Annotated in this window: 28 protein-coding genes and 1 pseudogene; 20 read left to right on the plus strand and 9 right to left on the minus strand. The window is 72.0% G+C overall.

Annotated elements, in window-relative coordinates; translation table 11 throughout:
- Positions 1-93 precede the first annotated feature (93 nt).
- Genes ACIRQ9_RS08540 through ACIRQ9_RS08555 form a run of 4 tightly spaced genes read left to right on the plus strand, consistent with a single transcriptional unit; the run spans position 94 to position 2720 of the window.
- The gene (locus ACIRQ9_RS08540; protein WP_404168510.1) at positions 94-513 is read left to right on the plus strand and encodes a roadblock/LC7 domain-containing protein; all 420 of its coding nucleotides are present in this window, start codon (positions 94-96) and stop codon (positions 511-513) included.
- On the plus strand, positions 510-866 hold the full coding sequence (locus tag ACIRQ9_RS08545) for a DUF742 domain-containing protein (protein ID WP_404168512.1): 357 nt from the start codon (positions 510-512) through the stop codon (positions 864-866). Before ACIRQ9_RS08540 ends, ACIRQ9_RS08545 begins: the two co-directional genes overlap by 4 nt.
- Positions 847-1464 carry an ATP/GTP-binding protein gene (locus ACIRQ9_RS08550; RefSeq protein WP_351324384.1) on the plus strand — a complete coding sequence of 206 codons (618 nt, stop codon included), beginning with the start codon at positions 847-849 and terminating at the stop codon, positions 1462-1464. The genes ACIRQ9_RS08545 and ACIRQ9_RS08550 overlap by 20 nt, the downstream gene beginning before the upstream one ends.
- Positions 1461-2720, plus strand: coding sequence for a cytochrome P450 (locus tag ACIRQ9_RS08555; protein ID WP_404168514.1), 1260 nt, complete (start codon positions 1461-1463; stop codon positions 2718-2720). The genes ACIRQ9_RS08550 and ACIRQ9_RS08555 overlap by 4 nt, the downstream gene beginning before the upstream one ends.
- 84 nt (positions 2721-2804) lie before the next feature.
- On the opposite strand, the gene ACIRQ9_RS08560 is transcribed toward ACIRQ9_RS08555, so the two are convergent.
- The 5 genes from ACIRQ9_RS08560 to ACIRQ9_RS08580 all read right to left on the minus strand — a co-directional run bounded on the left by ACIRQ9_RS08560 (position 2805) and on the right by ACIRQ9_RS08580 (position 6950).
- Positions 2805-4031 carry a cytochrome P450 gene (locus ACIRQ9_RS08560; RefSeq protein WP_404168516.1) on the minus strand — a complete coding sequence of 409 codons (1227 nt, stop codon included), beginning with the start codon at positions 4029-4031 and terminating at the stop codon, positions 2805-2807.
- A gap of 140 nt (positions 4032-4171) precedes the next feature.
- Complete coding sequence (locus tag ACIRQ9_RS08565) at positions 4172-4423, minus strand: hypothetical protein (protein WP_404168518.1); 252 nt, start codon at positions 4421-4423, stop codon at positions 4172-4174.
- Between the two features lie 246 nt (positions 4424-4669).
- Positions 4670-5044, minus strand: a complete 375-nt coding sequence (locus tag ACIRQ9_RS08570; protein ID WP_404168520.1) for a DUF5133 domain-containing protein — start codon at positions 5042-5044, stop codon at positions 4670-4672.
- A 58-nt stretch (positions 5045-5102) separates the two neighbouring features.
- Positions 5103-5927, minus strand: coding sequence for a SigB/SigF/SigG family RNA polymerase sigma factor (locus ACIRQ9_RS08575; protein WP_404168523.1), 825 nt, complete (start codon positions 5925-5927; stop codon positions 5103-5105).
- A gap of 363 nt (positions 5928-6290) precedes the next feature.
- Positions 6291-6950: a GAF and ANTAR domain-containing protein gene (locus ACIRQ9_RS08580; protein ID WP_404168992.1), complete on the minus strand. Its 660-nt coding sequence runs from the start codon at positions 6948-6950 to the stop codon at positions 6291-6293.
- A gap of 478 nt (positions 6951-7428) precedes the next feature.
- Between ACIRQ9_RS08580 and ACIRQ9_RS08585 the strand changes: the two genes are divergently transcribed.
- Positions 7429-9252 (plus strand): thiamine pyrophosphate-requiring protein, encoded by a 1824-nt coding sequence (locus ACIRQ9_RS08585; protein WP_404168526.1) that lies wholly within the window; start codon positions 7429-7431, stop codon positions 9250-9252.
- Between the two features lie 30 nt (positions 9253-9282).
- Here the strand turns inward: ACIRQ9_RS08585 and ACIRQ9_RS08590 are convergent, their stop codons facing one another.
- Positions 9283-10203, minus strand: coding sequence for a Rieske 2Fe-2S domain-containing protein (locus tag ACIRQ9_RS08590; protein WP_404168529.1), 921 nt, complete (start codon positions 10201-10203; stop codon positions 9283-9285).
- A 106-nt stretch (positions 10204-10309) separates the two neighbouring features.
- Positions 10310-10717, minus strand: a complete 408-nt coding sequence (locus ACIRQ9_RS08595; RefSeq protein ID WP_404168532.1) for an ATP-binding protein — start codon at positions 10715-10717, stop codon at positions 10310-10312.
- 241 nt (positions 10718-10958) lie between these two features.
- On the opposite strand from ACIRQ9_RS08595, the gene ACIRQ9_RS08600 reads away from it, so the two are divergent.
- The 15 genes and pseudogenes from ACIRQ9_RS08600 (at position 10959) to ACIRQ9_RS08670 (ending at position 23208) form a co-directional block, all read left to right on the plus strand.
- The gene (locus tag ACIRQ9_RS08600) at positions 10959-11321 is read left to right on the plus strand and encodes an STAS domain-containing protein (RefSeq protein WP_404168535.1); all 363 of its coding nucleotides are present in this window, start codon (positions 10959-10961) and stop codon (positions 11319-11321) included.
- Positions 11322-11394: 73 nt separating this feature from the next.
- Entirely contained in the window at positions 11395-12246 is an 852-nt protein-coding gene (locus ACIRQ9_RS08605) for an STAS domain-containing protein (RefSeq protein WP_404168538.1), read from the plus strand.
- Positions 12243-12614 carry an STAS domain-containing protein gene (locus ACIRQ9_RS08610; protein WP_404168541.1) on the plus strand — a complete coding sequence of 124 codons (372 nt, stop codon included), beginning with the start codon at positions 12243-12245 and terminating at the stop codon, positions 12612-12614. The genes ACIRQ9_RS08605 and ACIRQ9_RS08610 overlap by 4 nt, the downstream gene beginning before the upstream one ends.
- Entirely contained in the window at positions 12611-13033 is a 423-nt protein-coding gene (locus ACIRQ9_RS08615) for an anti-sigma regulatory factor (protein ID WP_404168544.1), read from the plus strand. Before ACIRQ9_RS08610 ends, ACIRQ9_RS08615 begins: the two co-directional genes overlap by 4 nt.
- The gene (locus tag ACIRQ9_RS08620) at positions 13021-14082 is read left to right on the plus strand and encodes an ATP-binding SpoIIE family protein phosphatase (protein ID WP_404168547.1); all 1062 of its coding nucleotides are present in this window, start codon (positions 13021-13023) and stop codon (positions 14080-14082) included. The genes ACIRQ9_RS08615 and ACIRQ9_RS08620 overlap by 13 nt, the downstream gene beginning before the upstream one ends.
- Before the next feature lie 21 nt (positions 14083-14103).
- Positions 14104-15561 carry a sensor histidine kinase gene (locus tag ACIRQ9_RS08625; protein WP_404168549.1) on the plus strand — a complete coding sequence of 486 codons (1458 nt, stop codon included), beginning with the start codon at positions 14104-14106 and terminating at the stop codon, positions 15559-15561.
- On the plus strand, positions 15533-17155 hold the full coding sequence (locus ACIRQ9_RS08630) for a SpoIIE family protein phosphatase (protein ID WP_404168552.1): 1623 nt from the start codon (positions 15533-15535) through the stop codon (positions 17153-17155). The genes ACIRQ9_RS08625 and ACIRQ9_RS08630 overlap by 29 nt, the downstream gene beginning before the upstream one ends.
- A 101-nt stretch (positions 17156-17256) precedes the next feature.
- A pseudogene (locus ACIRQ9_RS08635) lies at positions 17257-18441 on the plus strand (YihY/virulence factor BrkB family protein).
- Positions 18438-18884, plus strand: a complete 447-nt coding sequence (locus tag ACIRQ9_RS08640; RefSeq protein ID WP_404168555.1) for a phage holin family protein — start codon at positions 18438-18440, stop codon at positions 18882-18884. Before ACIRQ9_RS08635 ends, ACIRQ9_RS08640 begins: the two are co-directional and overlap by 4 nt.
- Positions 18881-19303: a DUF3618 domain-containing protein gene (locus ACIRQ9_RS08645; RefSeq protein WP_404168558.1), complete on the plus strand. Its 423-nt coding sequence runs from the start codon at positions 18881-18883 to the stop codon at positions 19301-19303. The genes ACIRQ9_RS08640 and ACIRQ9_RS08645 overlap by 4 nt, the downstream gene beginning before the upstream one ends.
- Before the next feature lie 5 nt (positions 19304-19308).
- Entirely contained in the window at positions 19309-19575 is a 267-nt protein-coding gene (locus ACIRQ9_RS08650) for a DUF4235 domain-containing protein (RefSeq protein WP_404168561.1), read from the plus strand.
- A 480-nt stretch (positions 19576-20055) separates the two neighbouring features.
- A complete protein-coding gene (locus ACIRQ9_RS08655; RefSeq protein WP_404168564.1) occupies positions 20056-21102 on the plus strand; it encodes an acyl-CoA dehydrogenase in 1047 nt (348 codons plus the stop codon).
- The gene (locus tag ACIRQ9_RS08660) at positions 21099-21881 is read left to right on the plus strand and encodes a PIG-L deacetylase family protein (RefSeq protein ID WP_404168566.1); all 783 of its coding nucleotides are present in this window, start codon (positions 21099-21101) and stop codon (positions 21879-21881) included. Before ACIRQ9_RS08655 ends, ACIRQ9_RS08660 begins: the two co-directional genes overlap by 4 nt.
- The gene (locus ACIRQ9_RS08665; protein WP_404168569.1) at positions 21878-22495 is read left to right on the plus strand and encodes an SAM-dependent methyltransferase; all 618 of its coding nucleotides are present in this window, start codon (positions 21878-21880) and stop codon (positions 22493-22495) included. Before ACIRQ9_RS08660 ends, ACIRQ9_RS08665 begins: the two co-directional genes overlap by 4 nt.
- Positions 22492-23208 carry a glycosyltransferase gene (locus ACIRQ9_RS08670; protein ID WP_404168572.1) on the plus strand — a complete coding sequence of 239 codons (717 nt, stop codon included), beginning with the start codon at positions 22492-22494 and terminating at the stop codon, positions 23206-23208. The genes ACIRQ9_RS08665 and ACIRQ9_RS08670 overlap by 4 nt, the downstream gene beginning before the upstream one ends.
- Before the next feature lie 24 nt (positions 23209-23232).
- Here the strand turns inward: ACIRQ9_RS08670 and ACIRQ9_RS08675 are convergent, their stop codons facing one another.
- Together ACIRQ9_RS08675 and ACIRQ9_RS08680 are read right to left on the minus strand one after the other, a co-directional pair.
- Positions 23233-23532, minus strand: coding sequence for a DUF5133 domain-containing protein (locus ACIRQ9_RS08675; protein WP_404168575.1), 300 nt, complete (start codon positions 23530-23532; stop codon positions 23233-23235).
- A 62-nt stretch (positions 23533-23594) separates the two neighbouring features.
- Positions 23595-24407: a SigB/SigF/SigG family RNA polymerase sigma factor gene (locus tag ACIRQ9_RS08680; RefSeq protein ID WP_404168577.1), complete on the minus strand. Its 813-nt coding sequence runs from the start codon at positions 24405-24407 to the stop codon at positions 23595-23597.
- Positions 24408-24564 lie beyond the last annotated feature (157 nt).

Raw genomic sequence — 24564 nt, forward strand, 5'->3', positions numbered from 1 at the left:
AGCAGCCCGCCGCCACCGCGCTTCGCCACCGCAGACGATGGATTGGAGGAACGGGCCGGGTGACCACACCGGTCACAACCCGTCCCAGCCACCATGGAGACCACTGACAACAGCCTCACCTGGCTCCTGACGAACCTCTTGGAGCGCACACCGGGCACGCGCCACGCGCTCGTCCTGTCCCGGGACGGCCTGAAGCTGTGCTGGACGGAGCACATGGCGCTCGACCAGGCCGACCAGCTGGCGGCCATCTGCTCCGGCATCCAGGCCCTCGCGCAGGGCGCCTCCGCCGAGTTCGGCGACGGATCGGGCGGCGTACGGCACTCCATGACCGAGTTCCACGGCGGGTTGCTGTTCATCGTCGAGGCCGGCGAGGGCGCGCACCTCGCGGTCATCGCACAGGAGGACGCCGACCCCGGCGTCGTCGGCCACCAGATGACGGAACTCGTCGAGCAGATCGGCGAGCATCTGCGGGCCGAGCCGCGCACGCCCGCCGCCCGAGGTGCGTCCGCGTGATGCACAAACCCGTGGACGTGGGCGATCCCGACCGGCTCTACATGGTCACGGGCGGCCGCAGCACCGCCGATGACGCCTTCGACCTGGTGACGCTGATCGTCAGCGAGAGCGAACCCAGCACCGGCATGCAGTCCGAGTACGTGCGGATCCTCGAACTGTGTCGTCACCCCACGGCGCTGGTCGAGATCTCCGCCGAACTGAAGCTGCCCGTCACCGTCACCCGGATCCTCGTCGGCGACCTTCATGACATGGGCAAGGTCAGCGCCCGTCACCCCCGGGCGGCCGAGTCGGTCGCCTCGCTCCCCGAAACCGCCCTGCTCCAGGAGGTCCTCCATGGGCTCCGCAACCTCTGAGCTGCCCTCCCAGCGCACGCCGCTGACCGACACCGCCGAGACCGGCCTGAAGATCGTCGTCGTCGGCGGCTTCGGCGTGGGAAAGACCACCCTGGTGCGCTCGGTGAGCGAGATCAGGCCGCTGAACACCGAGGAGGTCATGACGCAGGCGGGGCAGGGCGTCGACGAGACGGCCGGCGTGGAGCGCAAGACCACCACGACCGTCGCGTTCGACTTCGGCCGCATCAGCCTCAATCAGCGCATGGTCCTGTACCTGTTCGGCGCACCGGGCCAGGAGCGCTTCTGGTTCCTGTGGGACCGTCTGTTCTCCGGCACGCTGGGCGCGGTCGTCCTCGTCGACACGCGCCGCATGCAGGACTCCTGGTACGCGATAGACCGACTGGAACACCACCGGACGCCGTTCGTGGTCGCGGTGAACCGCTTCGACGACGACGCGAGCCGCTTCTCGCTCGAAGAGATCCGCAAGGCCCTCGCCCTCGGCGAGCACGTCCCGATGGTCGATTGCGACGCCCGGGTCCGGTCCTCCTGCAAGGAGGTCCTCATCACCCTCGTGGACCACCTCTACTCAATGGCCCTGTCCCAGGAGAGCACACCGTGAGCGACCCCACCGGCTCCCCGTCCGCGCCGCCGCCGGGCTGCCCCGCGCACGGCTCCGCCGTGCAGCTGGCCGGCCTCCAGTACCAGCAGACGCCCTCGCAGCTGTACCGCTCCCTGCGCCGGGAACACGGACCGGTCGCGCCGGTGCTGCTGGACGGCGACATCCCGGCCTGGCTCGTCCTCGGCTACCCCGAGGTCTCCTACGTCACCAGCCATGACGAGCTGTTCGCGCGGGACTCGCGGCGGTGGAACCAGTGGGACGCCATCCCGCCGGACTGGCCGCTGCTGCCGTACGTCGGCCACCAGCCCTCGGTGCTGTTCACGGAGGGGACGGAGCACCAGCGCCGTGCGGGTGTCATCACGCAGGCGCTGGAGGGCGTGGACCAGTTCGAGCTGGCCCGTGAATGCGAGCTGATCGCCGGACAGTTGATCTCCTCGTTCGCCGGCAGCGGTGAGGCCGAGCTGATGAGCACGTACGCGCACGCGCTGCCGGCCCGTGGCGTGCTGTGGATGTGCGGCATGCCGCAGGACAGCACGGACACCGAGCAACTCGTCGACGACCTGCGGATCTCGCTCGACGCGGGCGAGGACGACGATCCGGTGGCGGCGTACATGCGCGTCGGCGAGCGGATCACGCGGCTCGTCAAGGAGAAGCGGGAGCGGCCGGGTTCGGACGTCACCTCGCGGATGCTGCTGGACCCGGCGGGGCTCAGTGACGAGGAGATCGTGCAGGACCTGATCTCCGTCATCGCCGCCGCACAGCAGCCGACGGCCAACTGGATCTGCAACACGCTCCGGCTGCTGCTGACCGACGAGCGGTTCGCGCTCAACGTCTCCGGAGGCCGGGTGAGCGTCGGCGAGGCCCTCAACGAGGTGCTGTGGCTGGACACCCCGACCCAGAACTTCATCGGCCGCTGGGCCGTGCGCGACACGCAGCTCGGCGGTCGCCTGATCAGGGAGGGCGACTGTCTCGTCCTCGGCCTCGCGGCGGCCAACACCGACCCGCAGATCTGGCCCGAGTCGCACGTCGGCGCGGAGAACTCGGCGCACCTGTCGTTCAGCAACGGCGAGCACCGCTGCCCCTATCCGGCGCCGCTCCTCGCGGACGTGATGGCACGCACCGCGGTGGAGACGCTGCTGGAGCGCCTGCCCGACCTGGTGCTGGCCGTCGAGTCGGCGGACCTGACATGGCGTCCGTCGGTGTGGATGCGGGGACTGACGTCTCTGCCGGTGCGGTTCACCCCGACCGTCCAGTAGCGGTCGCGGCCCGCGCCGCCGGGCCGGGCAGGTGTACGGCGGCTGCCCGGATCGTCGGCGCGACCGTGGAACCGGCGACGGCTCTCAGCCGGCGTTCGGCGTGAAGCGGACCGGCAGCGACTGCGGTCCGCGGGTGAACACCCCCTGCTCGACGGGGTCGAAGCCGTCGGCGAGGCGGAGGTCGGGCATCGCGTCGAGCAGCTGGTTCACTCCGGTCTCGACCTCCGCCTTGGCCAGCAGCGCGCCGACGCAGAAGTGACGGCCGAGCGCGAAGGCCAGGTGGTCGGCGGCGGCCGAGAAGGCCGACGTCGTGGTGAGGTCGTCGCGGAAGATGTCGAACCGGTCGGGTTCGCGGTAGCGCTGCTCGTCCCGGTTGGCGGCACCGATGAGGCAGGTGACGGTGGCCCCGGCCGGGATGGTGCCGCCGCTGACCTCGACGTCCGTGGCCGACTGCCGCATGATCATGTGCACCGGCGGGGTGTAGCGCAGCGTCTCCGCGAAGGCCGCCGCTATCAGGCTCCGGTCCTCGCGGACCGCCGCGAGCTGCTCCGGGTGCAGCAGCAGGTTGGCCAGGATGCTCGCGATCGCCTTGTCGGTGGTCTCGCCGCCGGCCGCGAGCAGCAGGCTGCAGAAGGCCTTGATGTCCTCGTCGCTCATCCGGACGCCGTCGACCTCGGCGGCGCACAGCGAGGACAGCAGGTCGTCCCCCAGGTTGTCGCGCCGTTCGCGGATGATCGGGATCATGTATTCGGCGAACTCCACCCGGGTGCGCTCGCCCGCCGCGGTCACGCCGGGGTCGCCGGAGAGGTTGCCGAGGAAGGCGATCACGGCGGTGTACCAGCCGTGGAAGCGGGTGTGGTCGGCCTTGTCCAGGCCCAGCATGTCCGCGATGACGTTGACCGGGAACCGGGTCGCGTAGTCGGCGACGATGTCGGCGGAGCCCACCTGACGGAAGGCGTCGATGAGTTCACGCGAGTTGCGCTCGATGACCGGCATGAACTTCTCCTGCAGGTCGCTGCCCCGGAAGGCGGGGGCGACGAGCGCCCGGCGCACCGCGTGCTCGCGGCCGCTCAGCTGCAGGATGGTCTTGCCGTGGACCGGCTCCAGCTGCCAGTTGTAGTTGTCGGTCGTGAACTCCGCGTTCTTGTCCTTGAAGACGCGCTCGACGTCCTGGTAGCGGGAGATGATGTAACTCCGGGTCGCCTCGTGCCAGATGAGCGGTTCCTTCTCCCGCATCACCGCGTAGGCGGGGTAGGGGTCCATGGCGAACTCGGGCGAAAGGATGTCGGGAACCAGCGGTGCAGCGGACACGGAACTCCTCAGGTAGATGCCTGCGCTCACGTGACACATTAATGATCTTCCGGTGACTCAAACAGGCCAGTCCTGGCCGAAGTTGAGCGTGCAACCGGTCCATCTGGCTCACAGACAAGGGGAGTTCGCCCAGGCGTTCCTCAACGGGCCTTCACACAGGCGGTGCCCGCGATCCGGAGGGCGTGTGGGCGCTTCGGCAGCGGGCCCGCGCGGCTTCCAGGGCCTCCTCCACCTCGGGCGCGAACCGGCCCACCGGTCACCGGCCCCAGGACGATGTCGGGCAGGTCCATGGCCGTCCGCCACGCGGTCTCGATGGCCCCCGCCGGCGCGACACCGGCGAGCGTGCCGAGGACGACGACGATCGTGGACCACATCAGGGTCGCCTCGGGCACGCGGCGAGAGCCGGGCCGTCGGGCCTCGACCTCGCCGCGGACGATTCGGCGTCGTCGGTTCTTCCGCCCCGGACGGCGTCATGGGCAGTCCCGACCGGCGACCTTCGTGAGGGCCTTTCCGCCTGACCGGCTCGGATCCGCCCGCAGACGGCTGTGGCCCGTCCCGCGGGAAACGGGACGGGCCACAGTACGGGTGAAGGGCCGCGGAGGGCGCCGTACGAGCCGGACGCCTTCCGCGTGCGAAGCCTAGGCCGCTCCGAGCGGTCGTTCCGCCGGTACGGCGGTCGGCTCGCCGGTGTGCGGGATTCCGCTGTGTAGGAGAGGTGTGTCTCCCGACGGGCGCCGCAGATGGCCGGCCGGCACGACGGTCCGCACCTGGTCCGTCCCGGTCACCGCACCCGCTCCCGTGCCGCCGCTGCCGTCGATCGGCCGGCCGAGGTAGTCGTGCGCCACTCGCAGCGCCTCGGCGATCTCCCGCGTCCCGGTGGACACGCACAGCGTGTAGACCAGGTCCTCCAGCCGGGCAGGCGGCTCGGTGCCGTCGACGCGCGCCTCGGCCACGAGGAGCGTCTCGTACTCCGTGAGCAGTCTGCGCAGGGTGGCGGGGTCGGGCATGAGCATGGGACGAGCTCCTCGGATGCGGGCTGCGGGTGGGGGGCGTGCGGCGTTCCGGCGGGCGTCACTGGTGGAGGGCCTGGGCCCGGACCGTGGCGCAGCTGCGGGTGATGAGGCGGGAGACGTGCATCTGGGAGATGCCGAGCTTGTCGGCGATCCTGCTCTGCGTCATGTCCTCGAAGAAGCGCATGTAGAGGATGTCCCGCTCCCTCTCGGGCAGTCCTCGCAGGCCTTCCTTGACGGCTTCCCGGTCCACGACGGTGTCGAAGGAGCCGTCCTCGTCGCCGAGGGTGTCGGCGAGGCTGTGGCCGTCCTCGCCGGCGGAGAGTTCGGCGTCCAGGGACAGGGTGCTGAAACTCTCCAGCGCCTCCAGACCGGCCTTGACCTCGTCCTCGGTCAGCCCGGTGTGGGCGGCGAGTGCGGCACGGGACGGTTCCGGGCTGCCCGGCTGCTGGATGAGTTCGCGACGGGCCACCCGTACGCGGTTGCGCAGTTCCTGCACGCTGCGGGGCACGCGCAGCGCCCACATCCGGTCGCGGAAGTGCCGCTTGACCTCGCCGGTGATGGTGGGGACCGCGTAGCTCTCGAAGGCGCCGCGGGACGGTTCATAGCGGTCGACGGCCTTGACCAGGCCGAGGGCGGCGACCTGGCGCAGGTCCTCGATGTTCTCGCCGCGGTCGCGGAAGCGTCCGGCGATGCGGTGGGCCATGGGCAGCCAGGCGGCGACCAGGTCGTCGCGCAGCGCGTCCCGTTCGGGGCCGTCACCGAGGGCGGCGAGCCGGGCGAACAGGGTGGCGGTGTCGGGGGCGTCGTCGTGGGGGTGCCGGGAGAGGGTGCGCGTGGTGGGCGCGGGCGTGCGGGACCGGCTGGAGGTCGTGTTGCTGGGCATGCGAACAGCTCCTGGACGGATGTTCGAAAGCCCGGAATTCGGATTCCGGATCTCTGAACGCTTGGTCAGGGGTGCCGCAACGAGGAGACCCGGCACCGGAGGAGCCAGGCAGTAGGGGGATGTCCCCGCTGGGCATGCGCCTCCGGTCCGAAGCACTGAACTTCCGGGTGCCCCCGATCGCGCACCGCAAACCTCGGGTGTGGGGACGCCGGGCGTGGTGGGTCCTGGCGCGTAGGTCTGAGACCGATCAGGCAGGGGACCCGGAGGCAAGGAACGGGTGCGGGAGATGTCCCCCGGGGGAACCGGCCCGGTCCAGGCTTCTCCGGTTCGGCCCTTGAGCCGGAGAAGCCCCCTTCATCGCGGCTACAGGGCGCCCTGTGCGCAGACGCGGCGGGCGATCTCGCGGAGCTTGACGTTCTGTTCCTGGGAGTAGCGGCGCAGGACGTCGAAGGCCTGGTCCTCTGTGAGGTGGCGGGCTCCCATGAGGATGCCCATGGCCTCGCCGATGGTGTGGCGAGTGGCGACGGCCTCTTCCATCTGGGCGTGGGTGCGGGCGGCGGAGAAGGCCACCGCGGCGTGGGAGGCCAGCAGCAGGCCGGCCGTCTCGCTGGTGGCGGTGAACGCGCCGGGCTCGCGGGAGTACAGGTTCAGCGCGCCGAGGTCTTCTTCGTCGGTGTACAGCAGGAAACCCATCATGCTGCCGATCCCCAGCTTGTGGGCCTGCGGGGCGTAGGCGGGCCAGCGCTGCTGCTCCGCGGTGAGGTCGGAGATCCGGAAGACCCGCTCGCCGAGCGAACTCCTCGCGGCGTCGAAGCACGGGCCCTCCCCCAGGTGTTCCTGGAGCCGGTCGCTGTCGACGGCCAGCTGGTGGGTGGGGGCGACGGATTCCGCCTGCCGGTCGTGCAGCACGAGGATGCCGGCCGCGTCGCAGAATTCGACCAGTTCGGTCGCCGAACCCGTGATCCGCTCCAGTGTGCCGCCCACCGAATCCTGTGCCAGCAGATCACGCGCCATCGCCGCCATCTGCTGCGCGAACCCACCCCAGTCCACGTCCTCGGCCTCCCGTCTCAGGTTCCGAGCAGTCTTCTACCCCGCCGTCCTTCGGACACCCCACGGGGGGCGAGCTTGCCGAGATCAGCCGGTGCGGCCTCGGCCCGCGGTCCGACGCGAAGACGCTCCAGGGCGCCGCCCGCTTCGGTCTCCCGACGTCACCGGACGCGCTCGCCCGGCTGGCGGACGACGAGGATTTCCCGGCGCTCGCGGCGGGCCTGGTGCGATCCGCCGTCGACCGACGGGTGGCGGAGGACGTCTCCGCGCGCGCCGACCGCTGACGGTGCCCGCCGACGCGGAGCAGAACGCGTCTTTGCTCGGTCCCGCAGCGGGTACCCGGCCGGGGCGACGGACCGGCCCACGGCACGGGCCGCCGCCCCGGCACACCGCCCGTCCCTCTCCGCGAATGCCGTAGCCATCGCCCTCAGCACACCAGGAAAGGTCTTCGAACATGTCGCAGAAGGTCTCCGACAAGATCCTCGAGCGTTTGCGCGAATGGGGTGTGGAGCACGTATTCGCCTATCCCGGCGACGGCATCAACGGCCTGCTCGCGGCCTGGGGCCGCGCCGACGACAACCCGCGTTTCATCCAGGCCCGCCATGAGGAGATGTCCGCCTTCCAGGCGGTGGGCTACGCCAAGTTCTCCGGCCGCGTCGGTGTCTGCGCCGCCACCTCGGGGCCCGGGGCCATCCACCTGCTCAACGGCCTGTACGACGCCAAGCTCGACCACGTGCCGGTCGTCGCGATCGTCGGGCAGACCAACCGCAGCGCCATGGGCGGCTCCTATCAGCAGGAGGTCGACCTGCTGAGCCTCTACAAGGACGTCGCCTCGGACTTCTGCGAGATGGTGACCGTGCCCGAGCAGCTGCCCAACGTGCTGGACCGGGCCATGCGGACCGCGATGGCCCGCCGCTCGGTCACGGCCGTGATCGTCCCCGCCGACGTGCAGGAACTGGACTACTCCGCGCCCGGTCACGCCTTCAAGATGGTCCCCTCCAGCCTCGGCACGCCGCACTACGCACCCGTGCCCGCCGACGAGGATCTCGCCCGTGCCGCCGAGGTCCTCAACTCCGGTGAGAAGGTGGCGATCCTCGTCGGGCAGGGCGCCCGCGGAGCCCGCCAGGAGGTCATGGAGGTGGCCGACAGGCTCGGCGCCGGAGTGGCCAAGGCGCTGCTGGGCAAGGACGCCCTCGACGACGACCTGCCGTACGTCACCGGCTCCATCGGCCTGCTGGGGACCCGGCCGTCGTACGAACTCATGACCGGCTGCGACACCCTCCTCGTCATCGGGTCGTCCTTCCCGTACAGCCAGTCCCTCCCCGAGTTCGGCAAGGCGCGGGCCGTGCAGATCGACATCGACCCGCACATGGTCGGACTGCGCTACCCGTTCGAGGTCAACCTCGTCGGCGACGCCCGCGAGACGCTGAGCCGGCTGCTGCCGCGGCTCGACGGGGCGAAGGACCGGAGCTGGCGGGAGAAGATCGAGAAGGACACCGCCCGCTGGTGGGAGGTCATGGAACGGCGCGCCGCCGTGGACGCCGAACCCATCAATCCCGAGTACGTCGTCCACGCCCTGAACGACCTGCTGCCGGAGAACGTGATCCTCTCCGCCGACTCCGGGTCGGCCGCCAACTGGTACGCCCGGCACCTGAAACTGCGTGGCGCCATGCGCGGTTCGCTGTCCGGCACGCTCGCCACCATGGGCCCCGGCGTGCCCTACGCCATCGGCGCCAAGTTCGCCCACGGCGACCGGCCGGCCATCGCGCTCGTCGGCGACGGCGCGATGCAGATGAACGGCATGGCCGAGCTGATCACCGCCGCCAAGTACTACCGGGAGTGGGAGGATCCGCGTCTCGTCGTCGCCGTCCTGAACAACCGGGATCTCAACCAGGTCACCTGGGAGATGCGCGCCATGGGCGGCGCCCCGCAGTTCGAGCCCTCCCAGTCCCTTCCCGACTTCCCCTACGCCGACGCCGCCCGGCTGGCCGGTCTGGAGGGCCTGCGCGTCGAGAAGCCCGAGGACGTCCGGAGTGCGTGGGAGACGGCGCTTGCCGCCGACAGGCCCTGTGTGCTGGACTTCGTGACCGACCCCGCCGTCCCGCCCATCCCGCCGCACGCCACCCTGGAGCAGATCGAGGCGGCCGCCTCCTCCGTCCTCAAGGGTGACAGCGACCGCGCGGGCATGGTGCGCCAGGGCTTCAAGGCCAAGATGCAGGAGTTCCTGCCCGGCCACCGCCACCGCGAGGACCGGCCGGGCACCGCGGACGGTGCGTGACCGGCACCCCGGTCGTGGACTTCCGGCGTCTCAGCCCACGCCCGGCAGCCGGACGGCGAGGACGCCGTCCGGCTCGGTCCTGGTCTCGAAGCGCGGCTGCGGCGCGGTCGCCGGCCCGTGCACCGGGGCACCGTCCGAGAGCCGGAACACGCTGCCGTGCCAGGGGCAGACCACGCAGCCGTCCGTGACCTCGCCCTCGGACAGCGGTCCCGACAGGTGACTGCACCGGTCCGCCAGCACGTCGATCCCGCCGTTCTCGCCCCGGACGACCACCAAGGGCACCTCGCCGAGCATGCGCCGCTCGGGGACTCCCGGTCTCAGGGTGTCCACCGGGCCGAGCCGGTGCCAGCCCGGCCGCACCAGATGGGCCACGGGCTCCGCCTTGTTGGGTCCCGCGGCCTGCCGGTAGGCGAGATGACCGCCCACGAACCCGCCGACGCCCGCGCAGACCAGGCCGCCGAGTCCGAGCGCCCGGCCGGCCAGCGGACGGCGCCCTCGCACGACGAAGGAGGCGCCGAAGAGCCACACGGCGGCGGCGTTGGCGGCCGCGTGCACCAGGCCGGTCCGCATCTGCTGCTCGTGCTGCTCCGCCCAGTCCGTCCATCCGGCCAGCCCCGCGGGCAACGCGGCCAGCGTGCCCACCCCGACGAGGACGCGGGCGGAGCGTCCGCCGCCGGGCACGAAGTCCAGGACGACGGACGACAGCCAGGCGCCCATCGGTACCTGCACCAGCACCGGATGGAGCGGATGGCCGAGCTGACGGCCGTGGAGCACGTCGCGAAGCGGGCCCAGCGGCAGGGCTCGTACGGCCTTCTGCACGGGTGTCGCGACGAGATCGAGGGCCTTGGCGTTCTCCACCCGGTCGAGGAGACCGATGCAGGAGCGCAGCAGACGGGGCACGGTGGCGGCGGCACGGAGGGTCGGGGTCCGGCGCGTGGGGACGGTGGTCATAGCTGCCGGTTCCCCTGCGCCATATCCGGCAAAACGGAACATTCGCACCGTCACCTGAACGGCCACGCACCTGGCCTGCGCGCGTCCCGGCGTACGGGTACGGCTGTCAGCGGCTTCCGGGCGGCGCGTCCGAGACGGTGCCGTCGGCCAGCGCGATACGGGCGGTGACGCTCTTGCCGGTCGGTTCCAGGCGGACCTGGAACGACTCGGCGACGGCCATGACGATCTCCAGCCCGTGCTGTCCGACCCGGCCGGGATCTCCCGGCCGGGCGGCGGGATGCAGCCGCACGCTGTCCCGCACGGTCACCTCGACCGCCCCCTGGATGATGCCCAGCTCCATCCACAGCGGGCCGGGAGCGTACTTGCGGCCGTTGGTGACCAGTTCGCTGACCACGAGCCGGGTGAGGTCCACCGCTCGTGCCGACACCGTCACGCCGTGGTCGGTCCGGGCACGGGCCAGGAAGTCGGCGGCCAGATGGCGTGCCTGGGCGATGCAGGAGTCGTCCTCGTCCAAGGAAAAGACGGTGGTCGTCGGACGGACACGTGATTCCTCATCGCCGTCACTCTCGACAGGCTGCACGCTTGGTCACCTTCACTCCCCTTGCCCCGCAGGCGTTCGCCACGTGCGCCGCGCCTCTTGTTCTTCTTACTCCAAGTGCCCAGTTCCACGAGCGCTGTTCCCCGTAGTATCTGCGGTGACTCCTCGCACAGGAGTCGGCGGCCCTGCCGCTCCAGCGAACGCAGTCGAGGAATCGGTGACAGACGCCCATCCGGACCAGCGTGGCCAACTGACCGTCAGCGAAACCACCGTCGCCGGCATCCGGGTCGTCGCCCTGCGAGGCGAATTGGACCACACCACCCGCGACATCGCCCGACGGGCCCTGGCGCCGGCGGCCGACGGCACCACTCCGCGGACCGTCGCCGACCTCACCCGGCTGACCTTCATGGACTCGGCGGGCATCAACGCGCTCATCGCCGCCTACCGCGCGTCCGCGGACGCCCAGGGCTGGCTGCGCGTGGCCGGCGCACAGCCGACCGTGCTGCGGGTGCTGCAACTCGTCGGCATCGACGCTCTCATCCCCTGCCTCCCCACGGTGCGCGACGCACTGGAGAGCTGACCCCGACAGGGGTGCCGTAAGCTGCACACGCCATATGTTGGCACATCAGTACGAAAACCGAAGGGGCGTCCAGATGGCGAAGCCGGGCAACACCACAGAGCTGGTGAGGCTCCTTTCCGACAAGGACCGGGACCTCGCCGCCGGGTGGGTCGCCGAGGTGTCGCGGACTCTGGGCAGTCGCGTGAGCGCGGCCGAGGTCGACCGCGAGCTCCGCGAACTCTACGAAGCCCTGGTGGCGGCGCTGCGCGAGGGTGCGGCCGACGTCCACTCGGAGCAGATGTACGAGGTCCGGGCCCTGCTGACCGAGCTGTCGCGGAACCGCGCCCGGCAGGGCTTCTCGCCGAGCGAGACCGCCGTCGGCGTGTTCGCCCTGAAGCAGGTGCTCGAACCGCTCCTGGCGGACGGCAGCGCCGCGGAGATCCAGGCCTACCTGCGGCTCGGCCACATCCTGGACGGCCTGGGGCTCTTCACGATCGAGACCTACACGCAGACGCGCGAGGAACTGATCACCGCGCAGGCCGAACAGCTCCTGGAGCTGTCCACGCCGGTCGTGCGGCTGTGGGACGGTGTGATCGCCGTACCGCTGGTGGGCACCCTGGACTCGGCGCGCACCCAGGTGGTGATGGAGAAGCTGCTGCAGGCTCTCGTCGACACCGGCTCCGAGCAGGCGATCATCGACATCACCGGCGTTCCGGCCGTGGACACGCAGGTCGCTCAGCACCTCCTCAAGACCATCGTCGCCGCCCGGCTGATGGGCGCCGAGTGCACCGTGTCCGGGATCAGCCCGCAGATCGCGCAGACCATCGTGGCGCTCGGCATCGAGTTCGACGGGATCGTGACGAAGGCCAGCCTCGCCGACGCGCTCAAGCTGGCGCTGCGCCGGTCCGGCGTGGACATGGTCGCGCAGCGGAGCGAGCAGCGATGAGCGAGCGCATCCCGGTCCTGCGGATCGGAGACGTCCTGCTGGTGTCCGTCCAGTCCGACCTGGAGGACCAGACCGTCCTGAATCTCCAGGAGGACCTGGCCGACCAGATCGTCGCCAGGTCGGCCGGCGGTGTCGTCATCGACATCAGCGCCCTGGAGATCGTCGACTCCTTCGTGGGCCGCATGCTGGCGACGATGGCCGCCATCTCCCGCATGCTCGACGCCCGTACCGTGGTCGTGGGCATGCGCCCGGCCGTGGCCATCACCCTGGTCGAGCTGGGTCTCTCGCTCGGCGGTGTCAGCACCGCCCTGGACCTGGAGAAGGGCCTGGCGAAGCTGCGGCGGCCGTCCGGTGCGGCCCTGCGATGACGGCGCTCTGGACGGCCGAAGAGGAACTCCAGGTTCATCCGATCGTGCGCAGCGGCGACCTCGTGCAGGTCCGCCAGATCATCCGGACACTGTCCCAGCAGTGCGGTCTCTCGCTGGTCGACCAGACGAAGATGATCACCGCGGCCAGCGAACTCGCCCGGAACACGCTGACCTACGGCGGCGGTGGCACGGCCAGGACCGGGCTGGTCAGCGCGCGCGGCCGGCGGGGTGTGGCGGCCGTGTTCGAGGACTCGGGACCCGGCATCCCCGACATCGAGCAGGCGATGACGGACGGCTGGACGTCGGGCGGCGGCCTGGGCCTGGGCCTGAGCGGCGCGCGTCGCCTCGTCGACGACTTCGAGCTGGACACCGTGCCCGGCGAGGGCACGTCCGTGACCATCGTCAAGTGGGCACGGTGAGTACCGCGGCCACGGTGGACGGCGAGGACGTGGCCTGGTTCCGGGACGCCGACTCGCTGGCACCGGCCGCCCGGGCCGCGGCGGCGACACTCGCCCGGAGACTGGGACTGACGAGCCACCGCTGCGCCGAGGTCGCCCTCGCCGTGACCGAGGCCGCCACGAACCTGCAACGGCACGCCGACGACGGGGCGCTGCTGCTGCGCGTGGTGCGCACCGGCGGCGAGGCCGGAGTGGAGTTCCTCACCATCGACTCGGGCCCCGGCATGACGGACATCCGGGCCGCCCTGGGCGACGGCACCTCCAGCGCCGGCACCCTCGGCATCGGTCTCGGCGCCGTCGCCCGGCTGTCGGACCACTTCGACCTGCACTCGGTACCGGGCCGCGGCACGGTCATGACCGCGCAGTTCTGGCCCCGCGGCGCCGAGAGCCGCGCCGTCCTCGCCGGCCCGCCGCCGGCGCGGGCCGCAGGTGTGACCAGGCCCATCAGCGGGGAGAGCGTGTGCGGGGACGCGTGGGCCACCCGTACCGTGCCCGCCGCGAGCGGACCGCCGGTCCTCCTGCTCATGCTCTGCGACGGCCTGGGCCACGGCCCCCTCGCGGCCCGCGCCAGCCAGAGCGCGGTCAAGGCCTTCCACGAGACGGGCGACCTGACTCCGGAGGGCGTCCTCAACGCCGTGCACCGGGCCCTGCGCGGGACCCGCGGCGGAGCGGTCGCCGTGGCGCGGATCGAACCCGCCGCCGGACGGGTGCTGTACTGCGGCATCGGCAACGTCAGCGGTTTCCTCATCGGTGACGGGCGGCGCCGCGCCCTGCTCTCCGCTCCCGGGATCGTCGGAGCGCAGATGCGGCGCCTGAGGACGTTCGAGGAGCCGCTGCCGCGCCACGGTGCCCTGGTGATGCACTCCGACGGCCTGACCGAACGCTGGGACCACGAGACCCTGCCGGGCCTGCTCGGTCACTCGCCGCTCGTCGTGGCCGGACACCTGCTGCGCGAAGCGGGCGTGCGACGGGACGACGCGAGTGTGGTGGTCGTCAAGGATGCCTGGTGACCTGGGACGTGCGAGGCGATCATGACACCCGACGGGCTTGAGCGGGCCCCGGGCGGCCGCGAACGGGACGAGCGCCGGGCGTCCGTCGCCACCGACCGGTCGACGCACTTCCGCCTGTTCTCCGCCCAGGACGTCTTCGGCCTGCGCCGCAGTGCTCAACAGGCGGCCACGGCGGTGGCGTTGGACCGGCAGGACCAGGTCCGTCTCGCGACCGCCCTCAGCGAACTGGGACGGGACCGGCTCGGGTGCCGTGATCTGGAGGTCACCTTCGGCCTGGACTCGGCCGACCGGCCCTCCGCCCTCGTCGTGACGTTCTCCTGGAACGGCGGACCGCCGCCCGCCCGGGACACCCTCGACCTGGTCGGAAAGCTCGTGCAGGTCGACCACCAGGCCGGCACGACGGTCAGCCGCGTCGTCATCACCCAGCCGCTCCCCGCCGAGGACACGAAACCGGACGAGCTGCGCCACCGGCTGGCTCACGCCCTCCACGGCGGCACCCGTGCCACCGAGGCGGACCATCTCCGCTCCCAGACACGGGACTTGATCGCCACCCTGGAGGAGACCCGCGCCCAGCGCGAGGAACTGCGCCGGCTCAACGAAGAGCTGGAGGAGACCAACCGCGGAGTGCTCGCCCTGTACTCGGAGCTGACCCAGGAGCTGGAGACCACCAACAGCGGTGTGCTGGCGCTGCACTCCGAACTGGAGGACAAGCGTCACCAGTTGCAGGAGGCGAGCGAGGCGAAGACCCGGTTCTGGACGAACATCAGCCACGAGCTGCGCACCCCCGTCAACTCCGTGGTCGCCCTCTCCGGACTGCTGCTGGCCCCCGGCTCCCCGGCCCTCCTCGGCGAGCAGCGGGAACAGGTCGAACTCATCGCGTCGTCCGGCCGGTCGCTCCTGTCCCTCGTGAACGATCTCCTCGACGTCGCGAAGGCCGAGGCCGGCCATCTCGACATCCATCCGGAGCCCGTCGATCTGCGCCTGCTCGTCACCCACCTGAGCCGGCTCCTCGTCAGCAGCCACGGCCGGGACGGCGTCACGCTGGCCACGCCCGGCCTGGAAGAGCTTCCGGCCCTGGTGACCGACGAGACCCTCCTGGTCCGGATCCTGCGCAACGTCCTCTCCAACGCCCTGAAGTTCACCGAGCGGGGCGAGGTGCGCCTGACCGTCGCCGCGGATCCCGAACCCACCGCCCCCGCGGTCGAGTTCACCGTCACCGACACGGGCATCGGGATCCCGCCCGAGGAGATCGACCGGGTCTTCGAAGCGTTCTACCAGGTCCGCGGCCCGTTGCAGAGCAGGCGGCCCGGCACCGGACTCGGCCTGCCCTACGCCCGTACCCTCACCGAACTCCTCGGCGGATCCCTCACCCTCACCAGCCAGGCCGGAGCCGGCACGCGGGTACGGATACGCCTGCCGGATCTCGGTCACGCGTACCCGAAGCAACACGATGCGGGAGGAACGAGCCGTGACCGGTAGAGCCGAGGACCTGCTGCCCGCGACCGTCCTCGTCATCGACGACAACGAGACGAACCGGTACCTCCTCACGAGCTGGCTGCAGCGCGCGGGACACACCGTCACGGCCGTCGAGACGGGCCGGCAGGGCCTCGAACGGCTGGACACCACGTCCGCCGACGCGCTTCCGGACCTCGCGATCATCGACGTCCTCCTCCCCGACATGAGCGGCTTCGAGGTCAGCGAACAGGTCAAGGGATCCCAGCGGACGGCCCATCTGCCGATCATCCAGATCTCCGCGGCCGCCATGAGCCCGGACGACCACGCCGAGGGCCTGCGGCGCGGTGCGGACGCCTACCTCGACCAGCCGATCGACCCCGGTGAACTCCTCGCCACCGTCACCGCCACACTGCGCTACGCCCGCGCCCGCCGACGCGCCGAACGGCTCGCGCAACGCCTGTTCGCGCTGAACAACGCGACGCTGAACGTGTACAGCGCCGTCGGCTTCCACTCCTTCGCCTCCGCGGCGACCGGCGGAGCCGCCGCCGTCCTCGCCGGCCCGGCCACCGCGGTGTTCCTCTCACCGCACGGGCAGGCGGTGCACAGCGCGACCGACGGCCCGCAGGAGACCGTCCGCACCCACCCGGTCCCGCCCGGCCTCCTGGACCAGCTGACGGCCCGCTGCCTGCACGAGGAGACCGGCATCGCGATCACCCGCCTCCCGGCCGGCCAATGGCGGGCCCTGCTGCCCGCCGACCGCCTCCAGGGAGACGTCGCCCTCGCGGTCGCCCGGACCAAGCGCGGCCGCCCGCCGGTCTGTCTCGCCGTTCCCGCCACCGCCCTGCACGGCACCGACGACGAGCAGTTCTTCCAGCAGCTCGCCAACTCCAGCGCGCTCGCGCTCGAAGCCCTGCGCACCTACAACGAGGAACACGCCCTCGGCCTCGCCCTGCAACGCTCCTTCCTGCCCAAGGAGATGCCGACCGTCCCCGGCGTCGAACTCGCCTTCCGCTATCTGCCCGCCTCCGAACACGCCGAGATCGGCGGCGACTTCTACGAGGCGGTACCGACGGTCAACGGCCTGCTGCTCGCCATCGGGGACGTCGTCGGCCACTCCCTGGTCGCCGCCACCGTCATGGGCGAGGTCCGCCACGCCCTGCGCGCGTACGCCATCGAGGGCCACCCTCCGCACCACATCCTGCAACGGCTCGAAACGCTGCTCTGCCAGTCCCAGCCCGGCATCACGGTGACCCTCTGCCTCGCCCTCGTCACCCCCGACCACCAGCTCCACATCGCCAACGCCGGCCACATCCCGCCGCTGGTGATCGACCCGCACGACGGCCCGCGGTTCCACCACCCGCACGGACCGCTGCTGGGTCTGGGCCTCCCCCACCCGCCGCCCGCCGTCCTCCCGGCCCCGCCCGGCACCCGGCTGCTGATGGTGACGGACGGCCTCATCGAGGTCCGCAACACCACCCTGGACACCAGCCTCGCCGAACTCGGCGACACCGTGGCCGCCGGACCGACCGACCTCGAGGACATGTGCGACCTGCTGCTCGACCGCTTCGGGCAGAACAAGGACGACGACATCGCCCTGATCACGGCGTCGCTCGGATGAGAAGGACGAGGGCGCGGAGGCGGCGCATCCCGGCGGGCTGACGGTGCGTCACGTCTCCCGCGGTGCGGCGTAGGAGGGCTTCCGGGGGATACCCGGCACGCATGGAGAGGCTGCGCAGGGCACGGCGGGCGGAACACCGGGACAGCGGCGAGGACGGGGAACGTGCGATACCGACGCCCGAGGAGGCGGGGCCCGGAGCCGATGTGGAGCGGCGGGCGCCGGACGCTCCGACGAAACTCCCGAAGCGCGCCTGGGTCGCCGTCCTCAAAGGCTCCGTGCGCGAGTTCGGGGCGGACGAACTGACCGACCGCGCCGCGGCTCTGACCTACTACGGCGTGCTGTCGCTGTTCCCGGGCCTGCTGGTGGTGGTCTCGCTGCTGGGATTCGCGGGCGGGTCGACCGTCGACGCGGTGCTGCGCACGGTGCGGCCGCCGGCGCCGGGAGCGGCGCGGGACATCGTGACCGAGGCCGTGGAGGAGTTGCGGGGCAAGGCCGGTGCCGGGTCCGTCATCGCGGTCGTCGGTCTGGTGCTGGCCCTCTGATCGGCCTCCGGATACGTCGCGGCGTTCATCCGGGCCGCGAACACGGTCTACGACATGCCGGAGGGCCGCTCGCTGTGGAGGATCCTGCCCCTGCGCGTCCTGCTCACCCTGGCGTTGATGGTGATGGCGGCGGCAGGTGCGCTGATCGTGGTCTTCACCGGCGGCGTCGCCCGCCGGGTCGGCGCGACCCTCGGGCTCGGCGACGGCGTGCTCACGGTGTGGTCGATCGCCAAGTGGCCCGCGCTCGTGCTCCTGGTCACGCTGATGATCGCCGTCCTGTACTGGGCGAGCCCGAACGCGAAGGTCCGAGGGTTCCGGTGGATCACGCCGGGCAGTGTCGTCGCCCTGCTGATCTGGCTGACGGCCTCCGCCGGATTCGGGTTCTACGTCGCCGGCTTCGCCTCGTACAACAAGACCTACGGGACCATGGCGGGCGTCGTCGTGTTCCTCGTCTGGCTGTGGATCAGCAACCTGGCCATCCTGCTGGGCCTGGAGTTCGACGCGGAGACCGCGCGCCAACGGGCCGTCGCGGGCGGCCTGCCACGCGACACGGAGCCCTACGCCGAGCCCCGTTCCACCCGGACCTGGGACGAGGCCGACGTACGCCGGCTGGAGGAGACCGCGCTCTCCCCCGCGAACAGGACCGGCGACGACTGTCCTGAAACCGGCCGATCGGGGTACTCGCGCGATCGTCACACCGCCGGGCACGACAGGCCGGGCGGGCGGGAACGGAACGGGAGGTGAACGCCGTGTCGAGCACAGAGCCGCAGCACGCCTCGACGAGCCCGGGCACGGAGAGCCCCGGCCAGGAGCCGGTCGGCGAGTTGGTGCAGCGGGCCTCGCAGCAGCTGACCGAGCTGGTCCGCGGCGAACTGAGGCTGGCGCAGGCGGAGATCAGGGAGAAGGGCAGGCACTACGGCAAAGGCGGCGGCCTGTTCGGCGGCGCCGGTGTCGTCGGCTTCCTGACACTCCAGGCGCTGGTGGCCACCGTCATCGCCGCGCTCGCGGTGGTGCTGCCGGTCTGGGCCGCCGGGCTGATCATCACGGCCGTACTCGGCGTGATCGCCGCGGTGCTCGCCAGGAGCGGAAAGAAGCAGATCGGGCAGGCGGCACCGCCCGCGCCCGAGCAGACGGTCGAAAACGTGAAGGCCGACGTGGCCACGATCAAGGAGAGTGCGCACCGATGACCCAGCCGCCCCACGACGAACCCACCGCTTCCACCCCGGAGGAACTCCGCGAGCAGGTGGAGCAGACCCGAACCGAGCTCGGAGAGACGGTCGAGGCCCTCGCGGCGAAGGCCGACGTCAAGGCGCGCGCCCGGCAGAAGGGCGCCGAGGTCAAGGAACAGGCCGCGGACCGGGCCCACGCCGTGAAGGAACAGGCCGCGGACCGGGCCCACGTGGTGAAGGAACAGGCCGCCGCGAAGGCCGACCAGGTCAAGGCCAAGGCCGCCGACATCGCGCACCAGGCCCAGGACCGGCTGCCCGACCCCGTCACCGACAAGGCAGCTCAAGGCGCACGGCTGGCCCAGGACAACCGCAAGGTGCTGTGGGCCATAGCGGCCACCACGGTCGTGCTGTGGGCGATCCTCCGCCGTAAGAGGTGAGCGGAGTGAAGGCGTCGAAGATCGCTTACAAGCCGGTGGGGCTGGCTCTCGGTGTGGCCGGCGGCCTGATCGCGGGAGCACTGTTCCGGCAGACGTGGAAGGTGCTCGGCCACGACGAGGACGCTCCCAAGGCCACCGACGAGTACCGGTCCTGGAACGAGGTACTGACCGCGGCAGCACTCCAGGGCGCCGTCTTCGCGGTGGTCAAGGCGGCCGTCGCCCGTGGCGGTGCCACCGGCGTCCGCGGCCTCACCGGCACCTGGCCCGGCTGACGCGCGCACCGCGACCCGGCACCGGACGCGGGAGGCCGTTCCGCCCGCGTCCGGTGCCGAAGTGTTTTTCCTGACGGGCGGCCCCCGCCGGCACCGCCCGGCGCCGTCCGGCGCCGTCCGCTCCCCGCCCTCCCCCGGCCCTCTTCTCCCCGCCCTCCCCCGGCCCTCTTCCGCGCCTTCGCTCACCGCGGACGCTCGGGCGCGGACACAGCCTGTGACCGACGGCGACCCGTCACCCCGTGCGGTGAACACGGTGACGCATGAGAAGAGCGTGGCAGGAAACCCGGGGAGCGGTTCACCGGGCAGCCGGGACGCCGTGCGCACGACGGGCCGTCGGGTTCGTCCTCGCGGCCCACCGCCTCCTGCCCGAGGCCGCAGCGTCCGCAGCAGTGGCCTGAGGACGTCCGGCCTCGCCGGAAATCCGCCCCGAAACCAGAGCCGGGACCAAGCCGCACCGCCCCCGGAGCAAGGACACCGCACATGACGGGTAGAACGTTGTCGCCTCGCCTCTCCGCCGAAGAGCAGCCGGGTACCGCACCGTACGACGGAATCACGCCGGAGGAGGCCCGCACGGAGGCCTCCGACCGGTTCGCCGCCGTGGTCGGATCGCTCGACGCCGGCACGATGGAGTTCCCCGTGCCCGGGTCGGGGCGGACCGCGGTCCGCCTGGCGGCCCTGCAGACGATCGCCGAGGAGGATCTGTGCCTGGCGCGCCTGGTCGAGGGACATGTCGACGCTCTGGCCATCCTCGCCGAACTCGGCGGGCCGGCGCCGCGGGCCGGTCAGCGCTGGGGGGTGTGGGCCGCGGAGCCGCCCGGCACGACCCTGGAGGCTTCTCGCTCCGGCACCGGATGGACGCTCGACGGCGTGAAACCGTACTGCTCAGGAGCGCGCAGCTGCACCCACGCCCTGGTCACCGCCCGGGTGGCGGACGGACGACGGCTTTTCGCCGTCGCCGTCGACCCACGCTCCTGCGTGCCGGTCGAGGGCAGCTGGCAGGCGGTCGGCATGGCCGGCAGCGACACGCCAGGCGTGCGATTCGACCGGGTACCCGCGACCGCCGTCGGAGAGACCGAAGCCTATGTTCGCCGGCCCGGCTTCCAGCACGGCGGGATAGGAGTCGCGGCCTGCTGGTACGGCGGAGCCGTCGCCGTCGCCCGTACCCTCCGGCGCGCCGCAACCCGACGGCCCGACCCCCACGCGGACGCCCACCTGGGAGCTGTCGACATCCAGTTGCACGCCGCCGCGGCGGTTCTGCGACAGGCGGCCGCCGACATCGACGCGGACCCGACGGACCGTACCGGCGACGCACGGGTACGCAGCCTGCGCGTGCGGGCCTTCGTCGAGTCGGTCTGCACGGAGGTCCTCACACGGGTCGGCCGGGCCACCGGGGCCGGGCCCCTGTGCCACGACCTTCGTCACGCCCGCAACGTGGCCGACCTCACCGTCTATCTGCGCCAGCACCACGGCGAACGCGACCTCGCCGAACTCGGCGCCGTTCTCGCCCGCCCGCAGGACTCCCGATGAGCCGGCACTTCGCATCCGCCGGCCCGGCCGCCTCGGGCGCGGCGAACCCGATCCAGGAACCCGGGACCGACGAGTCGGACTGGCGCCGCTGGGGAGGGTGGGAGTCGATGCCGGACGTCCGCCTGCCGACCCGCGGCCGGGTCGTCGTGGTGGCCGCACACCCCGACGACGAGATACTCGGCTTCGGCGGCGCGATCGCCCTCCTCGCGCAGCAGGACGTGGAGCTGACGATCGTCTCGATCACGGACGGCGAGGGCTCGCACCCCCGCAGCCGGATCGTGACACCCTCCGCCCTCGCACGACTACGAGCGCGCGAACTCCGGTGCGCTCTCGACGAACTGGGCGCGGCCCGCGCCCGGGTGGTCCGCCTTCACGTGCCGGACACCGGTGTGGCCCGGCACGAGGCACAGGTCGTGGCCGCCCTCGCACCGCACCTGCGCGCCGCGGACCTGGTCGCCGCGCCCTGGACCGGTGACGTGCACAGCGACCACGAGGCGGCCGGACGGGCGGCCGTGACGGCTGCCCGCCGCACGGGCACCTCCTGTGCCCTGTACCCGGTCTGGATGTGGCACTGGGCCGTGCCGGGAGACCCGCGGATCCCCTGGCACACAGCCCGTCGCCTCGAACTCCCGCCGCACGTCAGGGCGCTGAAGCGGGCGGCCGTCGACCGGTTCGCCACGCAGATCCGGCCGCTCGGACCCGGAGCCGACGAGGCGGCGATCCTCCCGCCCGAGGAACTCGCCCACCACCTTCGCCCCATGGAGGTCCTGTTCCAGTGAGCACCCCGCCCTCGTACTTCGAGACCATGTACCGCGAGGCGTCCGACCCCTGGCACCTCGGCGAACGCTGGTACGAGCAGCGCAAGTACGGCCTCACCCTCGCCGCCCTCCCCCGCCCGCGCTACCGGCGGGCTTTCGAACCCGCCTGCTCCGTCGGCGAGTTGACCGTGCGACTGGCCGAACGCTGTGACCGTCTGGTCGCCTGCGACCGTGTCCGGTCGGCGGCGCGGACCGCGGCCCGCAGGACCGAGGACCTGGCCCACGTCGACGTCCGCCACCTCGCCGTCCCCGCGCAGTGGCCGTCGGGCACCTTCGATCTGATCGTCCTGTCCGAGCTGTTGTACTACTTCGACAGCGAGGAACTGGACACCGTGCTCGGGCTCACCGTCCGTTCGCTGGAGGCGGGCGGCACCCTGGTCGCCGTGCACTGGAATCACACCGTCCCCGAGCATCTGCGCACCGGCGACGAACTCGCCGTGATCCTCCGGAACGTGCCGGAACTCGCCCTCTCGTGCGAACACCGCGAGGAGGACTTCACTCTGCAGACGTTCGGGCGCCGCCGGGACGACGGCTCCGCCCCCTGCTCCCCCGCCGCTGCGGAAGGTCTGGTGTGAGGCCTCGCGCGCTGGCCGTCCTCCTCCCCGCCCACGACGAGGAGAAGCGGCTCCCCCGAGCCCTGGAGGCGATCCGCGCCGCCGCCCTGCACCCCGCCCTGCGACGGGTGCGGACGATCACCGTGGTCGGCGCGGACAGCTGCGCGGACGGCACGGTCGGGGCGGCCGCCCGCGCGGGTGCCCTCGTCGTCGAGGTCGAGGACCGGAACGTGGGCGTGGCACGGTCCGCGGCGGCACAGCGCGCCCTGGAGATCCTGGACGGCCCGGCGGGAGTGTGGTTCGCCTCGACCGACGCCGACAGCGTCGTCCCGGCCGAGTGGCTCGCCTTCCAGTACGCACGCGCCGGTGAGGGGTGGGAGGCGGTCGTGGGAACGGTCACCGTCACCCACTGGCCTCGCCGGCGCGCCTGCCTGGCCGCCCGCCACCAGCTTCTCTACACCGCGTCCCGCCCGGCCCGCGGCCCCTGGCACCACCCCCACGTGCACGGCGCGAACCTGGGTGTGGCCGCCGAGGCCTACGGGGCCGTCGGCGGCTTCCCTCCGCTCCCGGTGGGCGAGGATCACGGTCTCGTCGCGGCGCTCGGCGCCGGGGGGCACCGGGTCCTGCGCACCGCCGAATGCCCGGTCGGCACGTCGGGGCGACTGCGCCCGCGGGCCCCCGGAGGGTTCGGCGACCGGCTCGCGGCCCTGGCCCTGGAGACGGGCCCACCCTAGGGACGGGCCGGGTGGGGCGCTTGCTCAGACTGGGCGCAGTTCGCTCTCGGACCGGTGCGAGGGCCGCGGCGACTGCCGTGCCACGGCCGGCGGTGGCGGGATGACGACGGCCTGCGTCGTGCTGCCGGGCGCGGGATCGAGGTAGGCGTGGGCGACCTGCAGCGCCTGCGCTATCTCCCGCGTGCCGGTGGACACGCAGAGCGTGTAGGCCAGGTCCTGGCGACGCGCCTCGGAAGCGGTGTCCTCGGGGGACGTCTCCGCGGTGACGAGCGACTCGTATGCGTCGAGGAGGCTGCGCAGGGTCGCGGGGTGAGGCATGAGCATGGGATGGGCTCCTGGGACGAGGTGGCGGGCGGTGGAATAGGCGGGCGGACGGCGCTGAGGCGTCACTGCCCGCCGAGGGCCTCGGCGCGGACGCGGGCGCAGCTGCGCGTGATGAGGCGGGAGACGTGCATCTGGGAGAGGCCGAGGCTCTCCGCGATCCGGCTCTGCGTCATGTCCTCGAAGAAGCGCATGTAGAGGATGGCGCGCTCTCGTTCGGGCAGCCGGCGCAGCCCCTGCTTCGCCGCCTCCCGGTCGATGACGGTGTCGAAAGAGCCGTCGGAGTCGCCGAAGGTGTCGGCGAGGCTGTAGCCGTCGTCGTCGCCTGCGGAGAGTTCGGCGTCCAGGGACAGGGTGCTGAAGCTCTCCAAGGCCTCCAGCCCGGCGCTGACCTCGTCCTCGGTCAGGCCGGTGTGGGCGGCCAGGTCGGCGACGGTCGGCTCGGGGCTGCCGGGGTTCTCGGTCAGTTCACGGCGGGCGACCCGGACCCGGTTGCGGTACTCCTGCACCCGGCGCGGGACCCGCAGCGCCCACATCCGGTCGCGGAAGTGCCGCTTGACCTCGCCGGTGATGGTGGGCACCGCATAGCTCTCGAAGGCACCGCGCGAGGGGTCGAAACGGTCGACGGCCTTGACCAGGCCGAGCGCGGCCACCTGGCGCAGGTCCTCGATGTTCTCGCCGCGGTCGCGGAAGCGTCCCGCGATGCGGTGCGCCATCGGCAGCCAGGCGGCCACCAGTTCGTCGCGCAGCGCCTCCCGCTCGGGGCCGTCGCCGAGTTCGGCGAGCCGGGCGAACAGGGCGGCGGTGTCGGGGGCGTCGTCGTGCGAGCGACGGGACGGGGCGTGCGTGCTGCGGCCGGGCGCGGTGTTGATCGACATGCGGAATCGCTCCTGGACGGTCCCAGCGGACCCGGAACCCGGTTCCGGAATCCCCTGACTTCTTCTCGGGGGGAGTTGCCGCAGCGGAGAGACAGCGGCACCGGAGGGCGCCGACAGCTCGGAAACGATCCCGCTGGGCTTGCGCCTCCGGTCCGAA

This window comes from Streptomyces sp. NPDC101237 (genome assembly GCF_044767465.1).
Taxonomy (GTDB): Bacteria; Actinomycetota; Actinomycetes; order Streptomycetales; family Streptomycetaceae; genus Streptomyces; species Streptomyces gramineus.

What these genes read in the sequence shown, in the direction of transcription:
- ACIRQ9_RS08540 (WP_404168510.1), top strand. Translation starts at nt 94, where the DNA reads ATGGAGACCACTGACAACAGCCTCACCTGGCTCCTGACGAACCTCTTG.
- ACIRQ9_RS08550 (WP_351324384.1), top strand. Translation starts at nt 847, where the DNA reads ATGGGCTCCGCAACCTCTGAGCTGCCCTCCCAGCGCACGCCGCTGACC.
- ACIRQ9_RS08570 (WP_404168520.1), bottom strand. Translation starts at nt 5,044, where the DNA reads ATGCTCATGCCCGACCCCGCCACCCTGCGCAGACTGCTCACGGAGTAC.
- ACIRQ9_RS08575 (WP_404168523.1), bottom strand. Translation starts at nt 5,927, where the DNA reads ATGCCCAGCAACACGACCTCCAGCCGGTCCCGCACGCCCGCGCCCACC.
- ACIRQ9_RS08580 (WP_404168992.1), bottom strand. Translation starts at nt 6,950, where the DNA reads ATGGCGGCGATGGCGCGTGATCTGCTGGCACAGGATTCGGTGGGCGGC.
- ACIRQ9_RS08585 (WP_404168526.1), top strand. Translation starts at nt 7,429, where the DNA reads ATGTCGCAGAAGGTCTCCGACAAGATCCTCGAGCGTTTGCGCGAATGG.
- ACIRQ9_RS08590 (WP_404168529.1), bottom strand. Translation starts at nt 10,203, where the DNA reads ATGACCACCGTCCCCACGCGCCGGACCCCGACCCTCCGTGCCGCCGCC.
- ACIRQ9_RS08605 (WP_404168538.1), top strand. Translation starts at nt 11,395, where the DNA reads ATGGCGAAGCCGGGCAACACCACAGAGCTGGTGAGGCTCCTTTCCGAC.
- ACIRQ9_RS08610 (WP_404168541.1), top strand. Translation starts at nt 12,243, where the DNA reads ATGAGCGAGCGCATCCCGGTCCTGCGGATCGGAGACGTCCTGCTGGTG.
- ACIRQ9_RS08615 (WP_404168544.1), top strand. Translation starts at nt 12,611, where the DNA reads ATGACGGCGCTCTGGACGGCCGAAGAGGAACTCCAGGTTCATCCGATC.
- ACIRQ9_RS08625 (WP_404168549.1), top strand. Translation starts at nt 14,104, where the DNA reads ATGACACCCGACGGGCTTGAGCGGGCCCCGGGCGGCCGCGAACGGGAC.
- ACIRQ9_RS08630 (WP_404168552.1), top strand. Translation starts at nt 15,533, where the DNA reads ATGCGGGAGGAACGAGCCGTGACCGGTAGAGCCGAGGACCTGCTGCCC.
- ACIRQ9_RS08645 (WP_404168558.1), top strand. Translation starts at nt 18,881, where the DNA reads ATGACCCAGCCGCCCCACGACGAACCCACCGCTTCCACCCCGGAGGAA.
- ACIRQ9_RS08655 (WP_404168564.1), top strand. Translation starts at nt 20,056, where the DNA reads ATGACGGGTAGAACGTTGTCGCCTCGCCTCTCCGCCGAAGAGCAGCCG.
- ACIRQ9_RS08660 (WP_404168566.1), top strand. Translation starts at nt 21,099, where the DNA reads ATGAGCCGGCACTTCGCATCCGCCGGCCCGGCCGCCTCGGGCGCGGCG.
- ACIRQ9_RS08675 (WP_404168575.1), bottom strand. Translation starts at nt 23,532, where the DNA reads ATGCTCATGCCTCACCCCGCGACCCTGCGCAGCCTCCTCGACGCATAC.
- ACIRQ9_RS08680 (WP_404168577.1), bottom strand. Translation starts at nt 24,407, where the DNA reads ATGTCGATCAACACCGCGCCCGGCCGCAGCACGCACGCCCCGTCCCGT.